At 62.5% G+C, this 19,008-nt stretch carries 14 protein-coding genes and 1 riboswitch; of the genes, 11 read left to right on the top strand and 3 right to left on the bottom strand.

Features of this window, described 5'->3' with window-relative positions:
- Nucleotides 1-2: 2 nt before the first annotated feature.
- The 9 genes from JOH52_RS20375 (at nt 3) to JOH52_RS20335 (ending at nt 13,309) form a co-directional block, all read left to right on the top strand.
- Nucleotides 3-3,029, top strand: a complete 3,027-nt coding sequence (locus JOH52_RS20375) for an aminotransferase class III-fold pyridoxal phosphate-dependent enzyme (RefSeq protein WP_014530315.1) — start codon at nt 3-5, stop codon at nt 3,027-3,029.
- A 105-nt stretch (nt 3,030-3,134) separates the two neighbouring features.
- The gene (locus JOH52_RS20370) at nt 3,135-4,310 is read left to right on the top strand and encodes an ABC transporter ATP-binding protein (protein WP_014530316.1); all 1,176 of its coding nucleotides are present in this window, start codon (nt 3,135-3,137) and stop codon (nt 4,308-4,310) included.
- Nucleotides 4,303-5,535: an ABC transporter substrate-binding protein gene (locus JOH52_RS20365; RefSeq protein WP_014530317.1), complete on the top strand. Its 1,233-nt coding sequence runs from the start codon at nt 4,303-4,305 to the stop codon at nt 5,533-5,535. Before JOH52_RS20370 ends, JOH52_RS20365 begins: the two co-directional genes overlap by 8 nt.
- 12 nt (nt 5,536-5,547) lie before the next feature.
- Entirely contained in the window at nt 5,548-6,507 is a 960-nt protein-coding gene (locus JOH52_RS20360; RefSeq protein ID WP_004434865.1) for a carbohydrate ABC transporter permease, read from the top strand.
- Nucleotides 6,500-7,312: a carbohydrate ABC transporter permease gene (locus tag JOH52_RS20355; RefSeq protein WP_041862647.1), complete on the top strand. Its 813-nt coding sequence runs from the start codon at nt 6,500-6,502 to the stop codon at nt 7,310-7,312. Before JOH52_RS20360 ends, JOH52_RS20355 begins: the two co-directional genes overlap by 8 nt.
- A gap of 3 nt (nt 7,313-7,315) precedes the next feature.
- The gene (locus JOH52_RS20350) at nt 7,316-9,028 is read left to right on the top strand and encodes an amylo-alpha-1,6-glucosidase (RefSeq protein ID WP_014530319.1); all 1,713 of its coding nucleotides are present in this window, start codon (nt 7,316-7,318) and stop codon (nt 9,026-9,028) included.
- Nucleotides 9,029-9,035: 7 nt separating this feature from the next.
- Entirely contained in the window at nt 9,036-10,070 is a 1,035-nt protein-coding gene (locus JOH52_RS20345; RefSeq protein WP_010975927.1) for a LacI family DNA-binding transcriptional regulator, read from the top strand.
- Nucleotides 10,071-10,189: 119 nt separating this feature from the next.
- Nucleotides 10,190-12,202, top strand: a complete 2,013-nt coding sequence (locus JOH52_RS20340) for a beta-galactosidase (protein WP_017271841.1) — start codon at nt 10,190-10,192, stop codon at nt 12,200-12,202.
- Nucleotides 12,203-12,304: 102 nt separating this feature from the next.
- Nucleotides 12,305-13,309, top strand: a complete 1,005-nt coding sequence (locus JOH52_RS20335; protein ID WP_013850559.1) for a serine hydrolase domain-containing protein — start codon at nt 12,305-12,307, stop codon at nt 13,307-13,309.
- 118 nt (nt 13,310-13,427) lie between these two features.
- On the opposite strand, the gene JOH52_RS20330 is transcribed toward JOH52_RS20335, so the two are convergent.
- The gene (locus JOH52_RS20330) at nt 13,428-14,087 is read right to left on the bottom strand and encodes a peroxiredoxin (protein ID WP_004434881.1); all 660 of its coding nucleotides are present in this window, start codon (nt 14,085-14,087) and stop codon (nt 13,428-13,430) included.
- Nucleotides 14,088-14,300: 213 nt separating this feature from the next.
- Nucleotides 14,301-14,403: riboswitch (TPP riboswitch) on the top strand.
- A 128-nt stretch (nt 14,404-14,531) separates the two neighbouring features.
- On the opposite strand from JOH52_RS20330, the gene thiD reads away from it, so the two are divergent.
- Together thiD and JOH52_RS20320 are read left to right on the top strand one after the other, a co-directional pair.
- On the top strand, nt 14,532-15,332 hold the full coding sequence (thiD, locus tag JOH52_RS20325) for a bifunctional hydroxymethylpyrimidine kinase/phosphomethylpyrimidine kinase (RefSeq protein WP_010975923.1): 801 nt from the start codon (nt 14,532-14,534) through the stop codon (nt 15,330-15,332).
- A gap of 60 nt (nt 15,333-15,392) precedes the next feature.
- On the top strand, nt 15,393-15,641 hold the full coding sequence (locus JOH52_RS20320) for a hypothetical protein (RefSeq protein ID WP_033048577.1): 249 nt from the start codon (nt 15,393-15,395) through the stop codon (nt 15,639-15,641).
- 42 nt (nt 15,642-15,683) lie between these two features.
- Here JOH52_RS20320 and exoP read toward each other — a convergent pair whose 3' ends face one another.
- Nucleotides 15,684-18,044 carry a succinoglycan biosynthesis transport protein ExoP gene (gene exoP, locus JOH52_RS20315; protein WP_014530322.1) on the bottom strand — a complete coding sequence of 787 codons (2,361 nt, stop codon included), beginning with the start codon at nt 18,042-18,044 and terminating at the stop codon, nt 15,684-15,686.
- A 54-nt stretch (nt 18,045-18,098) separates the two neighbouring features.
- The gene (locus tag JOH52_RS20310; protein WP_010975921.1) at nt 18,099-19,004 is read right to left on the bottom strand and encodes a UTP--glucose-1-phosphate uridylyltransferase; all 906 of its coding nucleotides are present in this window, start codon (nt 19,002-19,004) and stop codon (nt 18,099-18,101) included.
- Between the last annotated feature and the right edge of the window lie 4 nt (nt 19,005-19,008).

Raw genomic sequence — 19,008 nt, 5'->3', positions numbered from 1 at the left:
CGATGACGACGAGCGAGATCAAGAACGTGCAGGGAATAGCAGCGATCGAGGCCCTGCTTGCCGCCGAATACGGCATCGCGGGAAAAATCCTGGCGCTGCCCGGCGAGCACGATCTCAATTTCCGCATTCAGGCGAGCGACGGTCGCGCGTTCCTGCTGAAGCTGCATGCCCTCGGCGCGCCCGAGGAGCTCGACATGCAGATCGCGGTTCTCGACCATCTCGCGCGCGAGGCGACGGAACTGCCTGTCGCGAAGGCCCTGCCGAGCCGCTCCGGCGCCTCGTTCACCCGCGTCGAATTCAATGGAGAGCGCGTCGCACGTCTTCTGACGTGGCTGCCCGGGGAAACCTGGGCACGAGCCGCCAACCGCTCGAGCAACAGCGTCGAGACCCTTGGGGCGCTGCTCGGCAAGCTCGACCGCAGCCTCGCCGGTTTCTCTCATCCCGGGACCAGGAGAGAGTACGCCTGGGATATAGCCCGGGCGGAGATGCACCTCACCAATGTCGATCTGATCGAGGGTATGGAGAAGCGGCGAGCGGTTCGCGCGATCCTCGAGCACTTCGTCTCCACGGTGCTGCCGCGCCTTAAGGCTTGCCCCCGGCAGGTCATCCATAATGATGCCAATGACTATAACGTCCTCGTCGGCGCCGACGGCTGCGTCAGCGGACTGCTCGACTTCGGCGATATGGTCGAGAGCAATCGCGTGGTGGAAGTGGCGGTCGCTTCCGCCTATGCGCTGATCGGTTCGCCGGATCCGATCGGCGCCATCGCGCGGCTGGCTGGCGGCTATCACGGCGTCAATCCGCTCGGCGAAACGGAGGCCGAGCTGATCTTCGATCTCGTGCGCACCCGCTATGCCGTCAGCATGTGCATGGCGGCGAGGCAGATCCGCGACAACCCCGAAAACACCTATCTGCTCGTCAGCCAGGAGGACGTCTGGCGGGAACTGAGACGCCTCGAGCAAGAGAACCGGCCGTTCGCCATCGCCCGCCTTCGCGACGCCTGCGGTTTTGCACCGATCCCGAAGGCCGCGCGGGTGGTGCGGTGGCTGGAGAGCAATGCTCATGATTTTTCGGGCGTCATCAAGCCGCGCATCGCAAGACCGAAGCCAGCCGTCTTCGATTTTTCCGCGAACAGCTCCGGGACCTGGGCAGGTCTCGACAAGGACGTGGCGCAAGCGCGCATCGAAGCACATATTCATGCGGAGGGGGCGGATTTCGGCCTTGGCCTCTACGGAGAGGACAGAGCGGTCTACAAGGGTGACGCTTACCAGGCGACTGCAAGCCTGCGCCGCACGATTCACCTTGGCATCGATCTCTTCGCTCCCGCCAACGAGCCGGTGCATGCACCCTTCGCCGGCAAGGTCGCATTTTACCATGACGACGCGGTCCCTTACGGTTTCGGACCGACCATTCTGCTCGAACATAGGACGGGCGAGGGCGACGCGTTCTGGACGCTCTACGGACATCTCTCCCGTGAAAGCGCCTCACGGCTGTCGATCGGCCAGCCGGTCGCCAGGGGCGAAGCTTTCGCGGCCATGGGGAATCGCGCCGAAAACGGCGGGTGGGTTCCGCATCTGCATTTCCAGATCGTCACCGATCATCTCGGCCTCGAGGGCCGCATGCACGGCGTCGGCGTCAAAGAGCAGTGGCAGGTCTGGCGAGAGATCAGCCCCGATCCGAGCGTCGTGCTCGGCCTTTCCGTTCCGGCGTCGGTGATCGTCGAGCGCGACAAGGCGTTCCTGGTGCGCGAACGCCAGCGCCGCATCGGTCGCTCCCTAAGCATCGCCTACGGCTCGGCGCCTCTCAAGATCGTTGCCGGCGAGGGCGCCTACCTGATCGATGACGAGGGCACGCGCTGGCTCGACATGGTCAACAATGTCTGCCACGTCGGCCATTGCCATCCGCGCGTCGTCAAGGCGGCTCAGATGCAGATAGCGCGGCTCAATACCAATTCGCGCTATCTGCATGACAGTCTGGTGGAATATTCGCGCCGGCTTGCGGCGCTCTTCCCTGATCCGCTGAACGTCTGCTTCTTCGTCAATTCCGGCAGCGAGGCCAACGATCTCGCGATCCGGCTAGCGCGCGCCTATACCGGCAACCGCGACGTCATTACCGTCGATCACGCCTATCACGGCCATCTGACAAGCCTGATCGATGTCAGTCCCTATAAATTCGCGGGCAAGGGCGGGGAAGGGCGGCCGGCGCATGTGCGGGTCGCCGAAATCCCGGACCTCTATCGTGGACGCTATCGCTATGGCGATACAGACGCGGGGCGCAAATATGCCGAGGACGTGAAGCGTCAGATCGATGCTCTGGCGGCGGAAGGGCGCAAACCCGCGCTCTTCTTCAGCGAGGGCATCCTCGGCACGGGCGGTCAACTGGTGCTCCCGGAAGGCTATCTCAGAGGGGCCTATGCGCATGTACGTGCGGCCGGTGGGTTGTGCCTCGCTGACGAGGTCCAGGTGGGGTTCGGCCGTGTCGGCAGTCATATGTGGGCGCATGAAACGCAAGGAGTCGTGCCCGACATAGTCACCATGGGCAAGCCGATCGGCAACGGCCACCCGATGGCGGCGGTGGTGACCACCGAGGCGATTGCCGCGGCCTTTGCAAATGGAATGGAATATTTCAACACGTTCGGCGGAAACCCGGTATCGGCCGAGATCGGCCTCGCCGTGCTCGACATCATCCGCGATGAGCGCCTCATGCACCATTGTGCGGTCGTCGGAAACCGCCTGATGGATGGAGCGCGCGAACTCGCCAGCCGCCATACCATCATCGGCGACGTGCGCGGTTACGGTCTCTTCAACGGAATCGAGCTCGTGCGTGATCGCGACACCCTTGAGCCGGCCGCAGCGGAGCTCGACTTCGTCATTACCGAAATGAAGGAGAGGCACCGCATCCTGCTGTCGAGCGAGGGACCGCAGCACAACGTGCTGAAAATCAAGCCGCCTGCGCCCTTCAGCGCAGACGATTGCGACCGTTTCCTCGAGGCCCTCGACGCGGTGCTGGCGCAGGTAAAGGCCGCCTGATGGAAATTTCCTCTTTACAACGAAGTTAAACGTTTTTATTCCTCATAAAAACGTTTAACATGCTGATGAGCAAGCGGTTGATCAGCCGCCTGCCGGGAGGGGAGCTTGGCCACAATCCGCATCGACAATCTTCGCAAGTCCTTCGGCACCCATGAAATTTTGAAGGGCATCGATCTCGAGATCGCCGACGGCGAGTTCGTCTGCTTTCTGGGGCCGTCCGGCTGCGGCAAGAGCACGCTCCTGCGCTCGATCGCCGGACTTGAAAATCTCGACGGGGGATCGATCCGACTCGGCGACCGCGACATCACCGATTTGCCGTCCGCCAGGCGCGACATCGCCATGGTCTTCCAGAATTACGCGCTCTATCCGCACATGAAAGTGCGCAAGAACCTTTCCTTCGGCCTTGCGCTGAACGGCATGAAGCGAAACGAGATCGACCGGCGTGTCAACAATGCGGCCGAAATTCTGAGGATCACGGAGCTCCTGGACCGCAAGCCCCGCCAGCTTTCCGGCGGCCAGCGTCAGCGTGTGGCGATCGGCAGGGCGATCGTGCGCGAGCCGAAGCTCTTCCTGCTAGACGAGCCGCTCTCCAATCTCGATGCCGGTTTAAGAGTGACGATGCGCGTCGAACTGGCGGCGCTGCACGAACGCCTCGGCGTGACGATGATCTATGTGACGCATGATCAGGTGGAGGCCATGACCCTCTCCGATCGGGTCGTGGTGCTCGACAAGGGACGCGTCAGCCAGTTCGGCACGCCGCTCGAACTGTTCTATCGTCCGGCAAATCTCTTCGTCGCCGGCTTCATCGGTTCACCGCGGATGAACTTCCTGCCGGTGGGTGTCGCGGAGCAGGTTGCGACCCGCGTGACGCTTGCCGGAGGCGGCTTATCGCGGCCGGTGACGCTCGATACCTGTTCGTCCGAGCCGCTCAACCGGGATCGTCCGGTCACCCTCGGAATTCGCCCCGACAAGCTCGAATTGACTTCGCCGGAGGAGGCGCATCTCGCCGGCACGGTGAGGCTCGTCGAGCGGCTCGGCACGGAAAGTCACGTTCATATCCGTGTCGAGGGCGGTGGTGATCTGACCGCCGTGGTGCGCGGCACCCATCCGGTCGCGAGCCGAGATCAGGTTCATCTCCGCCTTCCCCCCGAGCACTGCCATCTGTTCGATGCCGAAGGCACGGCGATCGCGAGGCGGCTCGATCCGGAGACGAAGGCACTTATCGATAACGAGAAGGCAAGGGGCGCGCGTGCGCCGGTTTTGGAGGAGAGACATGCCTGATATGAAAACGACGATCATCGGAGCGCTTTTGGCACTGTCGGTTGCCGGCGCGGCGACTGCGCGCGCAGAGGAGGTCTTGCGTTTCGCGACCTGGGACACGGGCGAGAGCCTTGCCATCCAGCAGGCGATCGCCAAAAAATTCGAAGAGAAGCACCCCGGCGTGAAGGTTCAGGTCGAGCCCTATGCCGAGGGCTACGACCAGAAGCTCGTCGCCGCCTTCGGAGCGGGCAATCCGCCCGATGTCATGTATATGTGGAACTTCCCGCAATACTACACGTCGCTGATGCCGCTCGATGAGCTGATCGCGCGCGATTCGGCCGAGATCAAGCCGGACGATTTTCCGGAAGGCCTGATGAACACGACGCGTATCGAGGGCAAGACCTACGGCATGCCCTCGGGATTCACCACCCAGGTGGTCTTCTACAACAAGGAAATGTTCGCAAAGGCGGGTGTCGAAGAGCCGAAGGAGGGCTGGACCTGGGACGATCTGCGCGCAAAGGCAGCCAAGTTCCGCGACGAGGCCGGCAAGGTCTACGGGTTCGCCGTCGACGCCAAGCCGGACCCCTATGATTTCGAGCAGTTCCTCTGGTCGAACGGCACGAAATACATCTCTGACGACGGCAAGGAGATCGATGGCTACATGAATAGCGACGTGGCCGCCGCCGTGCTCGGCATGTTCGCCGACATGGCCAGGAAAGAGGAAGCCGTGACGCTGCACCTCGGGGACGAAACGGGGGGTGACACGCTGTTCCAGGGCGGCAAGATCGCCATGTTCCAGAGCGCCATGTGGGACAAGGCAGATATCGATGCCGCCGGCTTCAGCTATGGCGTCGCGCCGCTGCCGACATTCGGCGACCGTCCCGCCCATTCGGCACTCGGCGTTTCGGCGATCTCCATCGCCAAGGACGCCGCCCATCCCGACCTCGCCTGGGAATTCGTGAAGTTCTTCTCCTCGCCCGACTCGGTCGCGATGCGCGTCAACGACCTGCCGGTGCGCAAGAGCGTGGCCGAGGCGAAAGGGATGACGAAGGAGCCTGTGTACAAGCCCTTCTTCGATATTCTCGCCACCTCCAACACCGAAAGGCACGCCTATCTGAAGAACGCCAACTGGGGCAAGATTCAGGACAATCTGGCGCGCGCCATCGAGGCGACGATGATCGACCAGGGCAATGCCAAGGCCCATCTCGACGATGCAGTCAAGCGCTCCAAGCGCCTGCTGAAGTAAGGAGTGCGGGGGATGGACATGGCTGCCCATACGGGACCGAAGGCGGAGGTCGTTCGGCGCAGACGAGCGAATGCCGGGCGGCATCTTGCGCCCTTCCTGTTCATCTCCCCATGGATACTGGGGTTCCTCTTCTTCACCCTCGGCCCACTCTGCTTCTCGCTGACGATGAGCTTTTTCGACTGGCCCGTCGTCGGCGAGCGCACCTTCGTCGGACTCGACAACTACCGCTCGATGTTCATGGAGGACCCGCAATTCCGGGAAAGCCTCTGGATCACGGTGAAGTTCGCGGCGATCTACGTGCCGTTCAACATCGTCATGTCGTTCCTGCTGGCGCTGTTGCTGCACCATGCGACTTTCGCCAGCGGCTTCTTTCGCACGGTGTTCTATTTGCCGAGCGTGATCTCGGGCGTTGCGCTTGTGACGATCTGGAGCTGGATCTACAGCAGGGAATACGGACTGTTGAACTTCATGCTCTCGCTCGTCGGCATCGATGGACCGAACTGGCTCGGCGATCCCAGCCTGGCGCTGGTCGCCATCATCGTCGCAAGCCTCTGGGGCCTCGGCGGTACGATGCTGATCCTTCTCACCGGTCTCAAGGCCATTCCGAAAGAGCTCTACGAGGCCGCGACCGTCTCGGGGGTTCCGGGTTGGGCGCAGATGGTGTTCATCACGCTGCCGATGCTCGGGCCGATGCTGATCTTCACCTTCATCACCTCGATCATCTCCGCATTCCAACAGCTGACGATAGCGCTTCTGCTGACGAAGGGCGGCCCTCTCGGCTCCACCTATTTCTTTGCCATGTACATCTACGACAACGCCTTCAAATATTTCGACATGGGCTATGCCGCCGCGGGCTCCTGGGTGATGTTCGTCATCGTGCTGACGCTCAGCCTCGTCGTCATGCGCTGGTCCGCCGCATGGGTCTATTACGAGGGCGAGGTCCGGCCGGCCGATGGAGACCGCGATGCGTAAGACCGTCCTCTATGCGACGCTGATCCTGCTGTCGGCCCTGTTCATCGCGCCGTTCTACTGGACCTTCATGACGGCGGTCAAAAGCACGGCGGAGCTATATCGGTTCCCACCGGTCCTTTGGCCGTCCGAGTGGCACTGGGAGAATTTTGTAGCCGCCTGGAACAAGCAGCCCTTCGGCACCTATCTCTCGAACTCGCTGATCGTCGTCGTCCTTTCGACGATCGGCCAGCTTCTTTCGAGTTCGCTCGTCGCCTTCGGCTTCGCCCGCTTCCGGTTTCCTGGACGCGACGCCCTGTTCGTGCTGCTGCTCGCGACCATGATGATACCCTGGGACGTGAAGATGATTCCGCTCTACATGGAGTTCAACATGCTGGGCTGGATCAACACGCTCAAACCCCTGATCGTGCCCGCCTATTTCGCCGACGCCTTCTTCGTTTTCCTGCTTCGCCAATACATCATGACGATACCGATGGAGATCGACGAAGCAGCCCGCATGGACGGAGCGAACAGCTTCGACATCTACTGGCGCATCCATCTGCCTCTGATGCTGCCGGCCCTGGTGCTGGTCGGTACCTTCCATTTCATGAATGCGTGGAACGACTATCTGGGGCCCTTGATCTTCCTCAACGATCAGTCGAAGTACACGCTCACCCTCGGGCTTTCGATGTTCAAGGGCCTGCATGAGATCGACGTCACCTCGATCGCAGCGATCACCGTCATCCTCTGCCTGCCGCCGCTCGCCCTCTTCTTCCTGGCGCAGCGCTATATCATGGATGGAGCCGTCGGCTCTTCGGTGAAGGGATAGGCAATGCTGTTCGATATCGACCATGTTCCCTTCAGCCGAAAGGGGCGCTTCCTGACGCTGTCGACGATGCGTGTTCCCGGTCGTGACGGCGAGCGTGCGCTTTACCTCAGACGCGTCAGCGGCGGCGACGAGCGTCCTTCGCTCGGACGGTTGTGTCGTGTCGAGTTCCTGGACGGGGAAGGCCGGCCGGCGGCGACGCGCTTCCAACTGTCGCCGGATCAGCTTGTGGCGCGGACCGGCGAAGGCATCGTCCGCTTCGTCATTGGAGACGGCGAGCGGTTGCACATTCGCGGCGAAAATGCCGGCGTGCGTTTCCATGTCGAAGGATCGCGCTACGACTATGTCTACCGCACGCCCGGCGGCGAATGGTGCCTCGTTGCAGCGGGTGAGAACATGAAATTCATTCCGCGGGGCCGTCTTGGTGAACTCGCCGTTTCCGGCAAGTGGGACAGGGACCGGTCCACCGATGTCTCCTTTACGCTCTCGGGCGAGGGGACATTCGAGGGCAATGTCGATTTCTTTCGCGCCCTCCCGCCGCCGGAAGGACCCGGCAGCTTCGAGGAGGCACATGCAGCCGTTACAGCCGAGTTCGGCGCCTGGTATCGATCGATCCCGGCGGGTGTCCCCGGACAGGAGGAAGCGCAACGGCTCGCGGCCTATCTCCTTTGGGCGAACACCGTGCCGGCCGAAGGCGTGCTGACGCGGCCGGCGATCTACATGTCGAAAAACGGCATGATCAACATCTGGAGCTGGGACAATGCCTTCTCGGCACTCGGCGTCGCCGCCTTCGACGAAGAGCTCGCCTTCGGCCAGTTCGCAGCGATCTTCGACCATCAGGACGCTTCCGGCCTGCTGCCGGACTACGTCAACGACCGCGAAGCGCTCTTCGCCTTCACCAAGCCCCCCGTTCACGGCTGGGCCGTCTCCTGCATGGCGCGCGAAAATCCCGCCTTCCTGACGCCGGAACGCCGAGCCTATCTGCGCGATGCGATCGGCAGGCAGGTCTCCTACTGGCTGACCCACGGCCGCGCCGGCGACAATGTGTTGCCGAGCTACTTCCACGGCAATGACAGCGGCTGGGATAATGCGAGCTTCTTTGCCGAAGGCGGCCCGGTTCTGTCACCCGACCTTCCGGTCTTCCTCATCCTGGCCTGCGAGGCGCTTGCCAACCTGCTGGAGGATGATCCGGGAAAAGCAGCCCGATGGTTGCGTATCGCCGACGAACTTCAAGCGCTCCTCGTCGACATGCTCTGGACCGGCGAGACTTTTGCCGCGCGTCTTGCCGCCGATCCCGAACGAATTCTTCCGGGCGAGAGCCTGATCCAGTTCATGCCGCTGCTGCTGGGCTCCCGCTTGCCGGCAGCAATGTGCCGCCAGCTCGTCGCCCGGCTGGTCGAAGGTGCGTTCATCACCGATTGGGGCCCGGCGACGGAGAGCCCCCGGAGTCCCTTTTACGAGGACGATGGTTACTGGCGCGGACCCATCTGGGCGCCGACGACCTATCTCCTGTGGGATGGACTGCGCCGCCAGGGCGAGGGTGCATTGGCGCGGGAAATCGCGCAGAAGTTCTGTGCACTTGCCAACGCACACGGTATGGCCGAAAACTTCGACGCGCGCTCGGGCAGGGGCCTTCGGGACCGGGCATTCGCCTGGACGTCCGCAGTCTATCTGCTGCTGGCGCAATCCCTCCGCGACGAAAAACCGGTGAAGAGTTGAAGCCGTCATGCAGCGACCGACCATAAAGACGATAGCGCGGGAAACGGGACTGTCGATTGCGACGGTCTCCAAGGCCCTGAAGCATTCTCCGCAGGTTCGCCCGGAGACCAGGGCCGTCGTGCTCGATGCGGCCGAGCGCGTGGGCTACGAGCTCAATCTTCATGGCGTGCAGCTGCGCACCGGCAAGACCTATCAGGTTGCCGCCATCATGACGGCGCCGGGCCCGAAGGAAAACGAATGGGAGGGCGTGGAATATGCGCAACTCCTCAGCGGTATTTCCTGGGCGCTGGAAGAAAGCCCCTATCGCGTCTCGCTCTACGCCGTGCGCGACTTCGAGGAAAGCCAGGAAACGATCAGTCAGATCGTTTCGATGAAGAAGGCGGACGGCATCATCATCTCGGGCACGCGCGCCGACGATCCGCGGATCCGCTTGATGCAGGAAGCGGAGTTCCCCTTCGTGACCTACGGCATGAGCATCCACAATGCGCCGCATGCCTATGTCGATGCCGACAACGAGCAGATGATCCGCCTGTCCGTGGCGCGGTTGATCGAGCGCGGCCACAGGCGGATCGCGCTGCTCAATCCGAAAGAGCAGTTCGCCTATGGCGTCGTCCGTCTGGAAAGCTACCGCAAAGCGCTCGAAAAGGCAGGCCTGCCCTACGATCCCGCCCTCGTCGCTCATGGTCGGCTGACGCCCGCATTCGGCCGGGAAAATGTGGTGACCATGTCTGCGCTTGCCGATCCGCCCACCGCCTATATCTGTGCCAACGAAGCCACCGCGCTCGGGGCCTTTTCCGGCTTCCACGCGCGCGGGCTGGTGCATGGGCGTGACGCGGTCATCAATGCGACCGACGACCTGAACGTCAGCCAGTATTTCGCGCCGCCGATCACGAGCTACTACCTGCCGATCGGCGAGCCGAGCGCGCTGCTCGGCAAGTTCATCCTGCGGCGGATGGAGGGAGAGCCGCCCGATGCCCTGCAGACGCTCCTGATGCCGGATCTCATCGAGCGCTCGGACGACCGGCTGAGGCCGGAACGATGACCGGCCAAGATGCCGCAACGCTCCGGCGCGCAATATAAACGTTTACATCAGCCAGACCGGATCGCAATTGTCGCGACGGTTTCTCCGCCGACAATCGAAATACGACAAAGGACTTTACCTTGCACATGCCGCTGACTAGCCCCAATCACTTCAACTCCGACGCACGGACGCCTGGCAGGCTTGAGCTCGGCGTGTGCTACTACCCGGAACAATGGCCGCGCGGGAAATGGGCGGAGGACGCCCGGCGAATGGTCGAGCTCGGCCTCTCCTGGGTTCGCATCGGTGAGTTCGCCTGGGCGAAAATAGAGCCGCGGTCGGGCGAATTTCATTGGGAATGGCTGGACGAGGCGATCGATGTTCTGGGCAAGGCCGGCCTCAAGGTCATCCTCGGCACGCCGACGGCGGCCCCGCCGAAATGGCTCGTGAACCGCTATCCCGAGATTCTGCCGGTGGACGCGACCGGAGCGGTGCGCAAATTCGGCGCGCGACGCCACTATTGCTTCTCGAGTCGGCGTTACCGCTCCGAGGCGGCGCGCATCACCGAGGCGATGGCGCGCCGCTATGGCGAACACATCTATGTCCATGCCTGGCAGACGGACAATGAATATGGCGACCACGACACGATCTACAGCTATTCCGCCGAGGCGGTCGGGGCGTTCCGCTTGTGGCTGGCCGAACGCTACGGCTCGATCGATGAGCTGAACCGCGCCTGGGGCACCTCATTTTGGTCGATGCGCTACGATAGCTTCGAGGAAATCGACCTGCCGAACAATCTCGTGGAGGAGCCGAGCCCCACCCACGGGGTGGATTTCATCCGCTTCTCTTCCGATCAGGTGAAGAGCTTCAACAAGGCGCAGGTCGACATCATCCGGGCGCTTTCGCCCGGGCGACCGGTGACGCACAACTTCATGTCGCAGAACACCGATTTCGATCATTACAGGGTGGGCGAGGACATCGACATCGCCTCCTGGGACGTCTATCCGATGGGCGGCCTGCTTAACGGACGGCTCGCAGCGAAGGACAAGGAGCATTATCTCCGGGTCGGGGATCCCGACCAGCCGGCCTTCAACCACGATCTCTACCGCGCCGTCGGCCGCGGCCGCGTCTGGGTCATGGAGCAGCAGCCGGGGCCGGTGAACTGGGCGGCGCACAACCAGTCCCCCGCCGACGGCATGGTGCGGCTCTGGACGTGGCTCGCCTATGCCCATGGGGTCGACATGGTCTCCTATTTCCGCTGGCGGCAGGCGCCTTTCGCGCAGGAACAGTTTCACGCGGGCCTCCTTCTTCCAAACAGCGAGGCGGACCAGGGCTATCTTGAAGTCGCCGAAGTCGTCGCTGAAATGAAGCGCCTGCCCGAGGGAGAGGTGCGTGGCAAGGCGCAGGTCGCGATTGTTCTCGACTACGAATCGCGCTGGGCCACACGCGTCTTGCCGCAGGGGCGGAGCTATTCCGCTTCGGCGGTTGCGCTCGACTGGTATTCGACGGTGGCCCGCCTCGGCGTCGATGTGGATTTCATAGGACAGCACTCCGATATCGCCGGATACAAGCTGATCCTTGCCCCGGATCTCGTGATCGCCGAGGAGGCCTTCGTCGAGCGGCTCACGCGAGCGGATGCCAAGGTGGTCTTCGGCGCGCGCAGCGGCAGCAAGACGAGGGACATGCACATCCCCGAGGGACTACCACCAGGACCGCTGGCGAAGCTCATCGATATCAGCGTCTCGCGGGTCGAGTCGCTGCCGGAGTTTCACAGCGAGACTGTTCTCTATGGCAACGAGGCCTATGAGGCGGGCGGTTGGCGCGAGACGGTCAGGACGAGCGAAACTGTCATCGCAAGCTTCGACGGGGAGTATCGTAACGGCGCGCCGGCGCTCGTCGGCAGCGACAAGGCACGCTACCTGGCGGTTGCGGCCAACGGCGCATTGCTCGACAAGGTGATCGGCGACGCGCTCGGCTGGGCTGGGTTGGAAAGCCTGCCCGACCTCGGCGATCTTCGCGTGACGCGCCGTGGCAATCTCCGTTTCGCCTTCAATTTCGGCCGGATCCCCGCGGAGGTTCCCGCGGGCGCCTCGGCCGAGTTCTACGTGGGAGGCCGCACGCTAAAACCCGTCGATGTTGCGATCTGGAGGGAATGAACCCCGGAACATCGATGTAGCCGACCTTTCGGCGAGGTCACATCGTCGTGAGCTTGGAATGCACTTGATGACTTGTCGTGCCGTTCGCCCTAGGTCGAACGCATGACTATGCTCGTTATTACGCTCCTTGCACTTCTCGGTTTCCACTCGGCGGCAGCCGCGCAGGATCAGTCCGTCACCACCTTGCTGACGAGACTGGAGACCAGGGAGGAGTTGAAACCGCTGAAGACTGTGGTCGTTGCCAGGGACGGTGAGACGATCGCCGAGAAGGGTTATCGCGGCCACACGCCCTCGGAGTCGACCAACATCAAGTCGGCGTCGAAGTCGATCGTGTCCGCACTTGTGGGCATCGCGATCGACAAGGGTCTGCTCGACGGCCCGGAGCAGAAGATCGCCCCGCTCCTGAAGGAAGACCTCCCGTCGCAGGCCGACCCCCGGATCAACGACATCACCATCGGCAACCTGCTTTCGATGCAGGCGGGATTGGGGCGGATGTCCGGACCGAACTACGGCCGCTGGGTGTCTAGCCGCAATTGGGTTCGTTTCGCACTGGCACAGCCATTCGACGACGAGCCCGGAGGGCGGATGCTTTATTCGACCGCCTCGACCCATCTGCTCTCGGCAATACTGACCAAGGTCGGCGGCAAGCCGACACTGGCGCTTGCGCGCGAATGGCTCGATCCGGTCGAGGGTTTCCGGATCGGTGCCTGGGAGCGGGATCCCCAGGGCATCTATCTCGGCGGCAACCAGATGGCGATGAGCGCGCGGTCGCTGCTTGCCTTCGGCGAGCTCTATCGCAATCGCGGCCGCACCGCGGACGGACGGCAGGTCGTCCCGGCCGATTGGGTCGAGCTTTCCTGGCGGCCGCGCACCGCCTCCCGTTTTACCGGCGACGGCTATGGATATGGCTGGTTCACGCGCCGGATCGGCGACGAGGATGTGTATTACGCTTGGGGCTATGGCGGCCAGATGCTCTACATAGTGCCGTCCCTGAACCTGACGGTGGTCATGACGTCGGATGAAAGCGGCCCCTCGGCACGCAACGGCTATCGCGACGCCCTGCACGGGGTTCTGGCGGAGATCATCTCCACCGCCAAAGCGGATTGAGGCAGGATGGTTCTGCCCTGTGGGTATTAAACAAGAATATTAGGAAGAAGCGGTAGGGCGCGTCAACCCTTGATGAATTGACGCGCCCTTACGACTGACTGTTGGCCAGCGGGTTTTGCTATGCCGTTGGCTGCTTCGTCTTCCGGAGATAGGGAAGCACGGTGTCGAAAGAGCCGAAACGCTGCACGGCGTCCTCGTTGGAGACGGCGGCCGTGATGATGACGTCCTCGCCCTGCTGCCAGTTGGCGGGCGTTGCCACCTGATGCTTGGCAGTGAGCTGGATCGAGTCGATGGCGCGCAGTATCTCGTTGAAGTTGCGGCCGGTGGTCATCGGATAGGTGAGGATCAGCTTGATCTTCTTGTCGGGCCCGATGACGTAGACCGAGCGCACCGTGGCATTGTCAGCCGGGGTGCGGCCCTCGGACGTCTCTCCGGCGCCGGCCGGCAGCATGTCGTAAAGCTTTGCCACCTTCAGATCGCGGTCGCCGATCAGCGGGTAGTCGACCTCGAAGCCGGTCGCGACCTTGATGTCGTTCTTCCACTTGGAGTGGCTCTCGACCGGATCGACCGAGATGCCTATGATCTTGACGCCGCGCTTGCGGAACTCCGGCTCGATCCCTGCCATGGCGCCGAGTTCCGTCGTGCAGACGGGGGTGAAGTTCTTCGGATGGGAGAAGAGGACAGCCCAGCCGTCGCCGATCCATTCATGGAAATTGATCGTGCCCTGCGTTGTCTCGGCGGTGAAATCAGGGGCGGTATCGTTGATGCGCAGACTCATGGCGTGTTCCCTCCTGTACGACGAAATTCCGCTAAGAATAACGCAATCGCCGCCGTTTTCGAGGAGGAAACGAGCGATTGACGGCGGCAGAAGGAATGACTGCATCATAGCTTGCCAATCTGCGGGTATATTTTTGCCGGCTGGCCTAAAAGATAGGTCTTACAAGCCTTTGCGCGGGCGCGTTGACATCGCTCTGCTACAGCCGCATAGATAGCGCATTCCGAGGGGAGCACCAGACGGTGCTGAGATGGCGTTGAGCCGGACCCTTGAACCTGATCCGGGTCATGCCGGCGTAGGAACGGAAAGATGGCCGCCAGCGGCAAGTTCGCCTTTTCATCGCCTTTTCCTGGATCTCCGTGATGTTTCGTCTGGAGATCGATCGATGACGTCCATTGCCGTACTACTCGCAATCATCATCTGCGCTCGTGCGAAGGAGGACTGCGCATGACGGCGATTGCGCTCAGCATCGCCGGCTCGGACTCGGGCGGCGGCGCCGGTATTCAGGCGGACCTCAAGACGTTTTCAGCGCTCGGCGTTTACGGCGCCAGCGTCATCACTGCGATCACGGCCCAGAACACCAGGGGTGTGACGGCCGTCGAGGATGTTTCCGCTGAAATCGTGTCGGCGCAGATGGACGCCGTCTTCTCCGACCTCGACGTGAAGGCCGTCAAGATCGGCATGGTCTCGCGTCGGGAAACGATCGCCGCCATTGCCGATGGATTGCGCCGGTTCGGGAAACGGGCCGTCGTGGATCCCGTCATGGTGGCGACCTCCGGCGATGCGCTGCTTCGTCCGGATGCCGTTGCCGCGCTCATCGAAGAACTGTTGCCGCTGGCGCTCGTCGTCACGCCCAATCTTGCCGAGGCCGCGCTCATGACCGGGCGCGCAATCGCCGGGGACGAGGCGGAGATGGCGCGCCAGGCGGAAGCGATCATGCGGACGGGCGCACATGCGGTTCTGGTCAAGGGCGGGCACCTGAAGGGCCAGGAGGCCACAGACCTCTTCTTCGACGGCGACACTCTTGTCCGCCTTCCCGCCGGGCGGATCGAGACGCGCAACGACCACGGCACCGGCTGCACGCTTTCGGCAGCCATTGCCGCCGGCCTTGCGAAAGGCGTGCCGCTGATCGAAGCGGTGAGCGCAGCCAAGGCGTATCTGCATGCCGCAATCTCAGCAGCCGACCGCCTGGAGATAGGTCAGGGGCGCGGTCCGGTTCATCACTTCCACCGGTGGTGGAAGGATTGACTGCCGAGTGACGGCTCGGGGCGCTGAAGTGCCTCGCTATCGCCACGGTTGTTCAGCAGCATGACCGCTCCATGGCTTCGATTGGCAATCGGTTTTCGCGATATGCACTTTCTTACCCGCCGGCTGGAGGCTTTCAACCGTGACGACCTGCCGGATTGGCGGCGGTCGCCAAGCAGGGCGCGGCGTGCTCTTTCGATCCTGCCGTCGCTGGTAGAATATTCGCTCTTCTACGCGCTGGCACTGATTGCCCTTACGGCGGTCATTGCGTTAATGGCAGCCGCTTGGATCGTCGATCGCCGCAGGGTCTGACGGCGAAAGGCCGCGCACACAAGTGGCGCGGCCGCGGTCGCCTCAAGCGGCGGTGTTTTCCGTGATCGTATTCTCGACGTAATATTTGCCGTAGCGATGGCGATATTTCTCCGCCCCGTCGAAGTCGCTGTATTTGCCGAGTTCGTTCATATCCGTCTTGTTGAGGATGACGCCCAGCACCTTCGAATTGATCAACGGTTCCGAGTGGAGCAGATCGCGTACGAGCCGCGAAGGCGTCCTTCCCCATTCGACCACGAAGAGAATGCCGTCGGCCAGCGGCGCGAAGGCCTTCGCGTCGACGACAGGGGCGAGTGCGGCAAGATCGACGACGACATAATCGAAGGCGTTGCGGGCGTTCTCGATAAGGTTCGCCATGGCCGGCGAGGCGAGCAGTTCGTTGCTCTGATGCCGCTGATGCGAGGCGCCGCCGGCCGGAAGGATTGCGAGCTTGGTGCGCTGGTCCACCTTGATTCCGGCGGGCCAGGTGGCTTCTCCGGTCAGCGTTTCGACGAGCCCGGTGCGCGGGGCGGGCGTGATCATCTGCGTCAGTCCCGGCTTGCGTATATCGGCATCGATGAGCAGGGTGCGCTTGCCGCTCGCCGCCAGTAGTGCGGCGAAGTTCGCGGCAATGATCGATTTTCCCTCGTCCGGAAGGGCCGATGCAATGGCGATCACGCGGCTTTCGCTGCCGGCCAGCATCTGGTCGCAGGCAAGCTTGGCGTTGCGGAAGGTCTCCGCGAAGGTCGAACGCGGCGCGTCGACGACGATACGTGAAAGTCGTTGGAACGGCATCGTATCGTCCACCGCTTCGTCGTGTCTTTTCACCGAACCGAAATGCGCATGGACCAGTTGTGCCTTCTTTTTCATGCGCGTTCCGAGCAGCGGAACGTAGCCGAGCGAGCGATGGCCGAGGATCGAGCGTATGTCGCCCTCCAGGCGGAAAGTCCGTTCGCGGAATTCGAGGAAGGCCGCGTACGCGCCGCCGACCATCATGCCGAGCACGGCCGAGAGCGCGAGAGTCATGGTTTTCTTGGGGCTCGACGGCGACACGGGCACGCCGGCCTCGGAGATGACGCGAGCCTTGGCGATCGGGAAGGATTGCTGCTGCGTCGCCTGTTCGTAGCGCCCGAGATAGGACTCGTAGAGCGTCTTCAGAGCCGCTGCCTTCTGTTCGAGCTCCCTTAATTGCACGAGTTGCTCGCTGGCGTCGGAGGTCTTGCCGGCAATGCCTTGGATGCTCTTCCTGAGCGATTCCTCGCGCGACTGAGCGACCTCGTATTCGTTCTTGTAGCTTGCGGTGAGTTGCTGCAGTTCCTGGTAGATCTGCCGCGCGACATCCTCCTGCTCGGCGCGGAGCGATACCGCCTGCGGGTGGTCGGCGCCGAAATTGTCCGAGACTTCCCGCTCGCGCTTGCCGACGGTGAGATAGCGCGTCCTCAGGTCACGGATCACCGAATTGTCACCCTCCTTGGAGGAAATGGTGGCGTTCTTGACCGCGTTCTCCGGTCCCTGGTCGACGATCGACTTGTATTGGTCGTAACGGGCCGACGCACTTGCCGTATCGGCCTGGGCGACGATGAGCTGGCTGTTGAGGTCGGCCATCTGCTGCTCGGACATCAACTCGCCCCGCGCAGCCGTCAGACCGTTCTCGGCCCTGAAATGCGCGACTTCGAGCGCGGCGGCCTGCGAGCGCTGCTGGAGGTCCGTAAGCCGTTCCTGCAGCCAGACGGATGCGCGCTCGGTCGCCTCGAAATTGGCGTTCAACTGATCGGTCAAATAGGCACTTGCATAGCCGCGCGCGATGGTCGCCGCGAGCAAGGGGTCGCTCGAGCGAAAGGCAACGGCCACGACCGAGCTGCGCGAGACACGCTCGACCGCGAGCGATTGCTGTATGATCGCGGCCGCCTTCTGCCGCCGTCCGTTGCGCGCAGCCTCCTCCGTGACATCCGGCCCGCCCGAAAACAGCCCGGTTGCCGTCTTCAGCCATTCCTTGACCATGTCGACCGGCGAGCGCGGCGGATTGAGGATGGTATCGTTTTCCGAAAGCTTGAGCTTGTCTACGACGCGCAGCGCGAGTTCGCCGGACTTCAGGATCTCGACCGCGCTCGCAATCTGGGTATCGAGCATCTGGCTGTTTACCGGGGTAGGCTCTTCCTCGGCGTATTTGGACAGGTTTTCGTCGAGAAGGATCTGCGTCATCGACGTGTAATAGGGCGTGGCAAACAGGAGATAAGCGGCCCCCAGCGCAATGAAGAGCACGACGAATGCGGCCACAAGCCGGGCACGACGAAAGACTGCGGCGACAAGCCGGTCAAGGTCGATAAAGCCGTCTGACTGTTCTTCGCTGGGCATGATGCTGCTCAATGGAACGCTTCTTTGTTTCATGGGGGCCGTTCTGTTCATCTTCTTCTCCGGTCCTTGTTCCGGCAGTCCCGCAGGACTGCCGGAAGCCGCCGCTTATGCCGCCCGGATGCGGCTTTCGTGAGACAGAACCATGTCGCGGACGGATTCGAAAACGATATCGCCGATGTCCGCACGAGCAAGGGCGAAGGCGACATTGGCTTCGATGAAGCCCTGCTTCGAACCGCAGTCGAAGGTGCGGCCCTCATAGGGATGCGCGTGGAAGGACTGGGATTGCGAAAGCGTCAGCATGCCATCGGTCAACTGTATCTCATTGCCGGCGCCGCGCGTTTGATGGGCCAGAATCGAGAAGATTTCCGGCTGAAGGATGTAGCGGCCGTTGAGATAGTAGTTGGACGGCGCCTTTCCGGCGGCGGGCTTTTCGACCATCTCGGTCACGGAGAAACCGTGCCGGACCGTCTCGCCCTTGCCGACGATGCCGTATTTCGATGCTTCCTCGGGGGCGCATTGCTCGACGCCGACGACGTTGCCGCCAACCTCGTGATAGAGGTCCATGAGACCGGCCACGCAACCGCGCGCGCCGAAGGAGACCATGTCCGGCAGCAGAAGCGCGAAGGGCTCGTCGCCGATCAGGTCACGCGCACACCATACCGCGTGCCCGAGGCCGAGGGGGGCCTGCTGACGGGTAAAGCTGACCGAGCCGGCTGCCGGCAACATGGCCTCGAGTTCGGAAATCTGCGCGCTTTTGCCGGAACGTGAAAGTGACGAGATGAGCTCCGGCGCGTCGTCGAAATGGTCCTCGATCACCTGCTTGTTCCGGCTGGTGACGAAGACGATATGCTCGATGCCGGCCTGGCGGGCCTCGTCCACGGCATACTGAACGACTGGCCGGTCGACGATCGTCAACATCTCCTTGGGCACTGCCTTCGTCGCCGGAAGGAACCTCGTTCCGTTTCCGGCAACTGGGATTACTGCTTTTCTGACGGTCCTGACACGGTCCATTTTA

The organism is Sinorhizobium meliloti, from assembly GCF_017876815.1.
Lineage (GTDB): Bacteria > Pseudomonadota > Alphaproteobacteria > Rhizobiales > Rhizobiaceae > Sinorhizobium > Sinorhizobium meliloti.
Note: the sequence above shows the minus strand (reverse complement) of the source record. Positions and strands in the feature narration are given on the sequence as shown.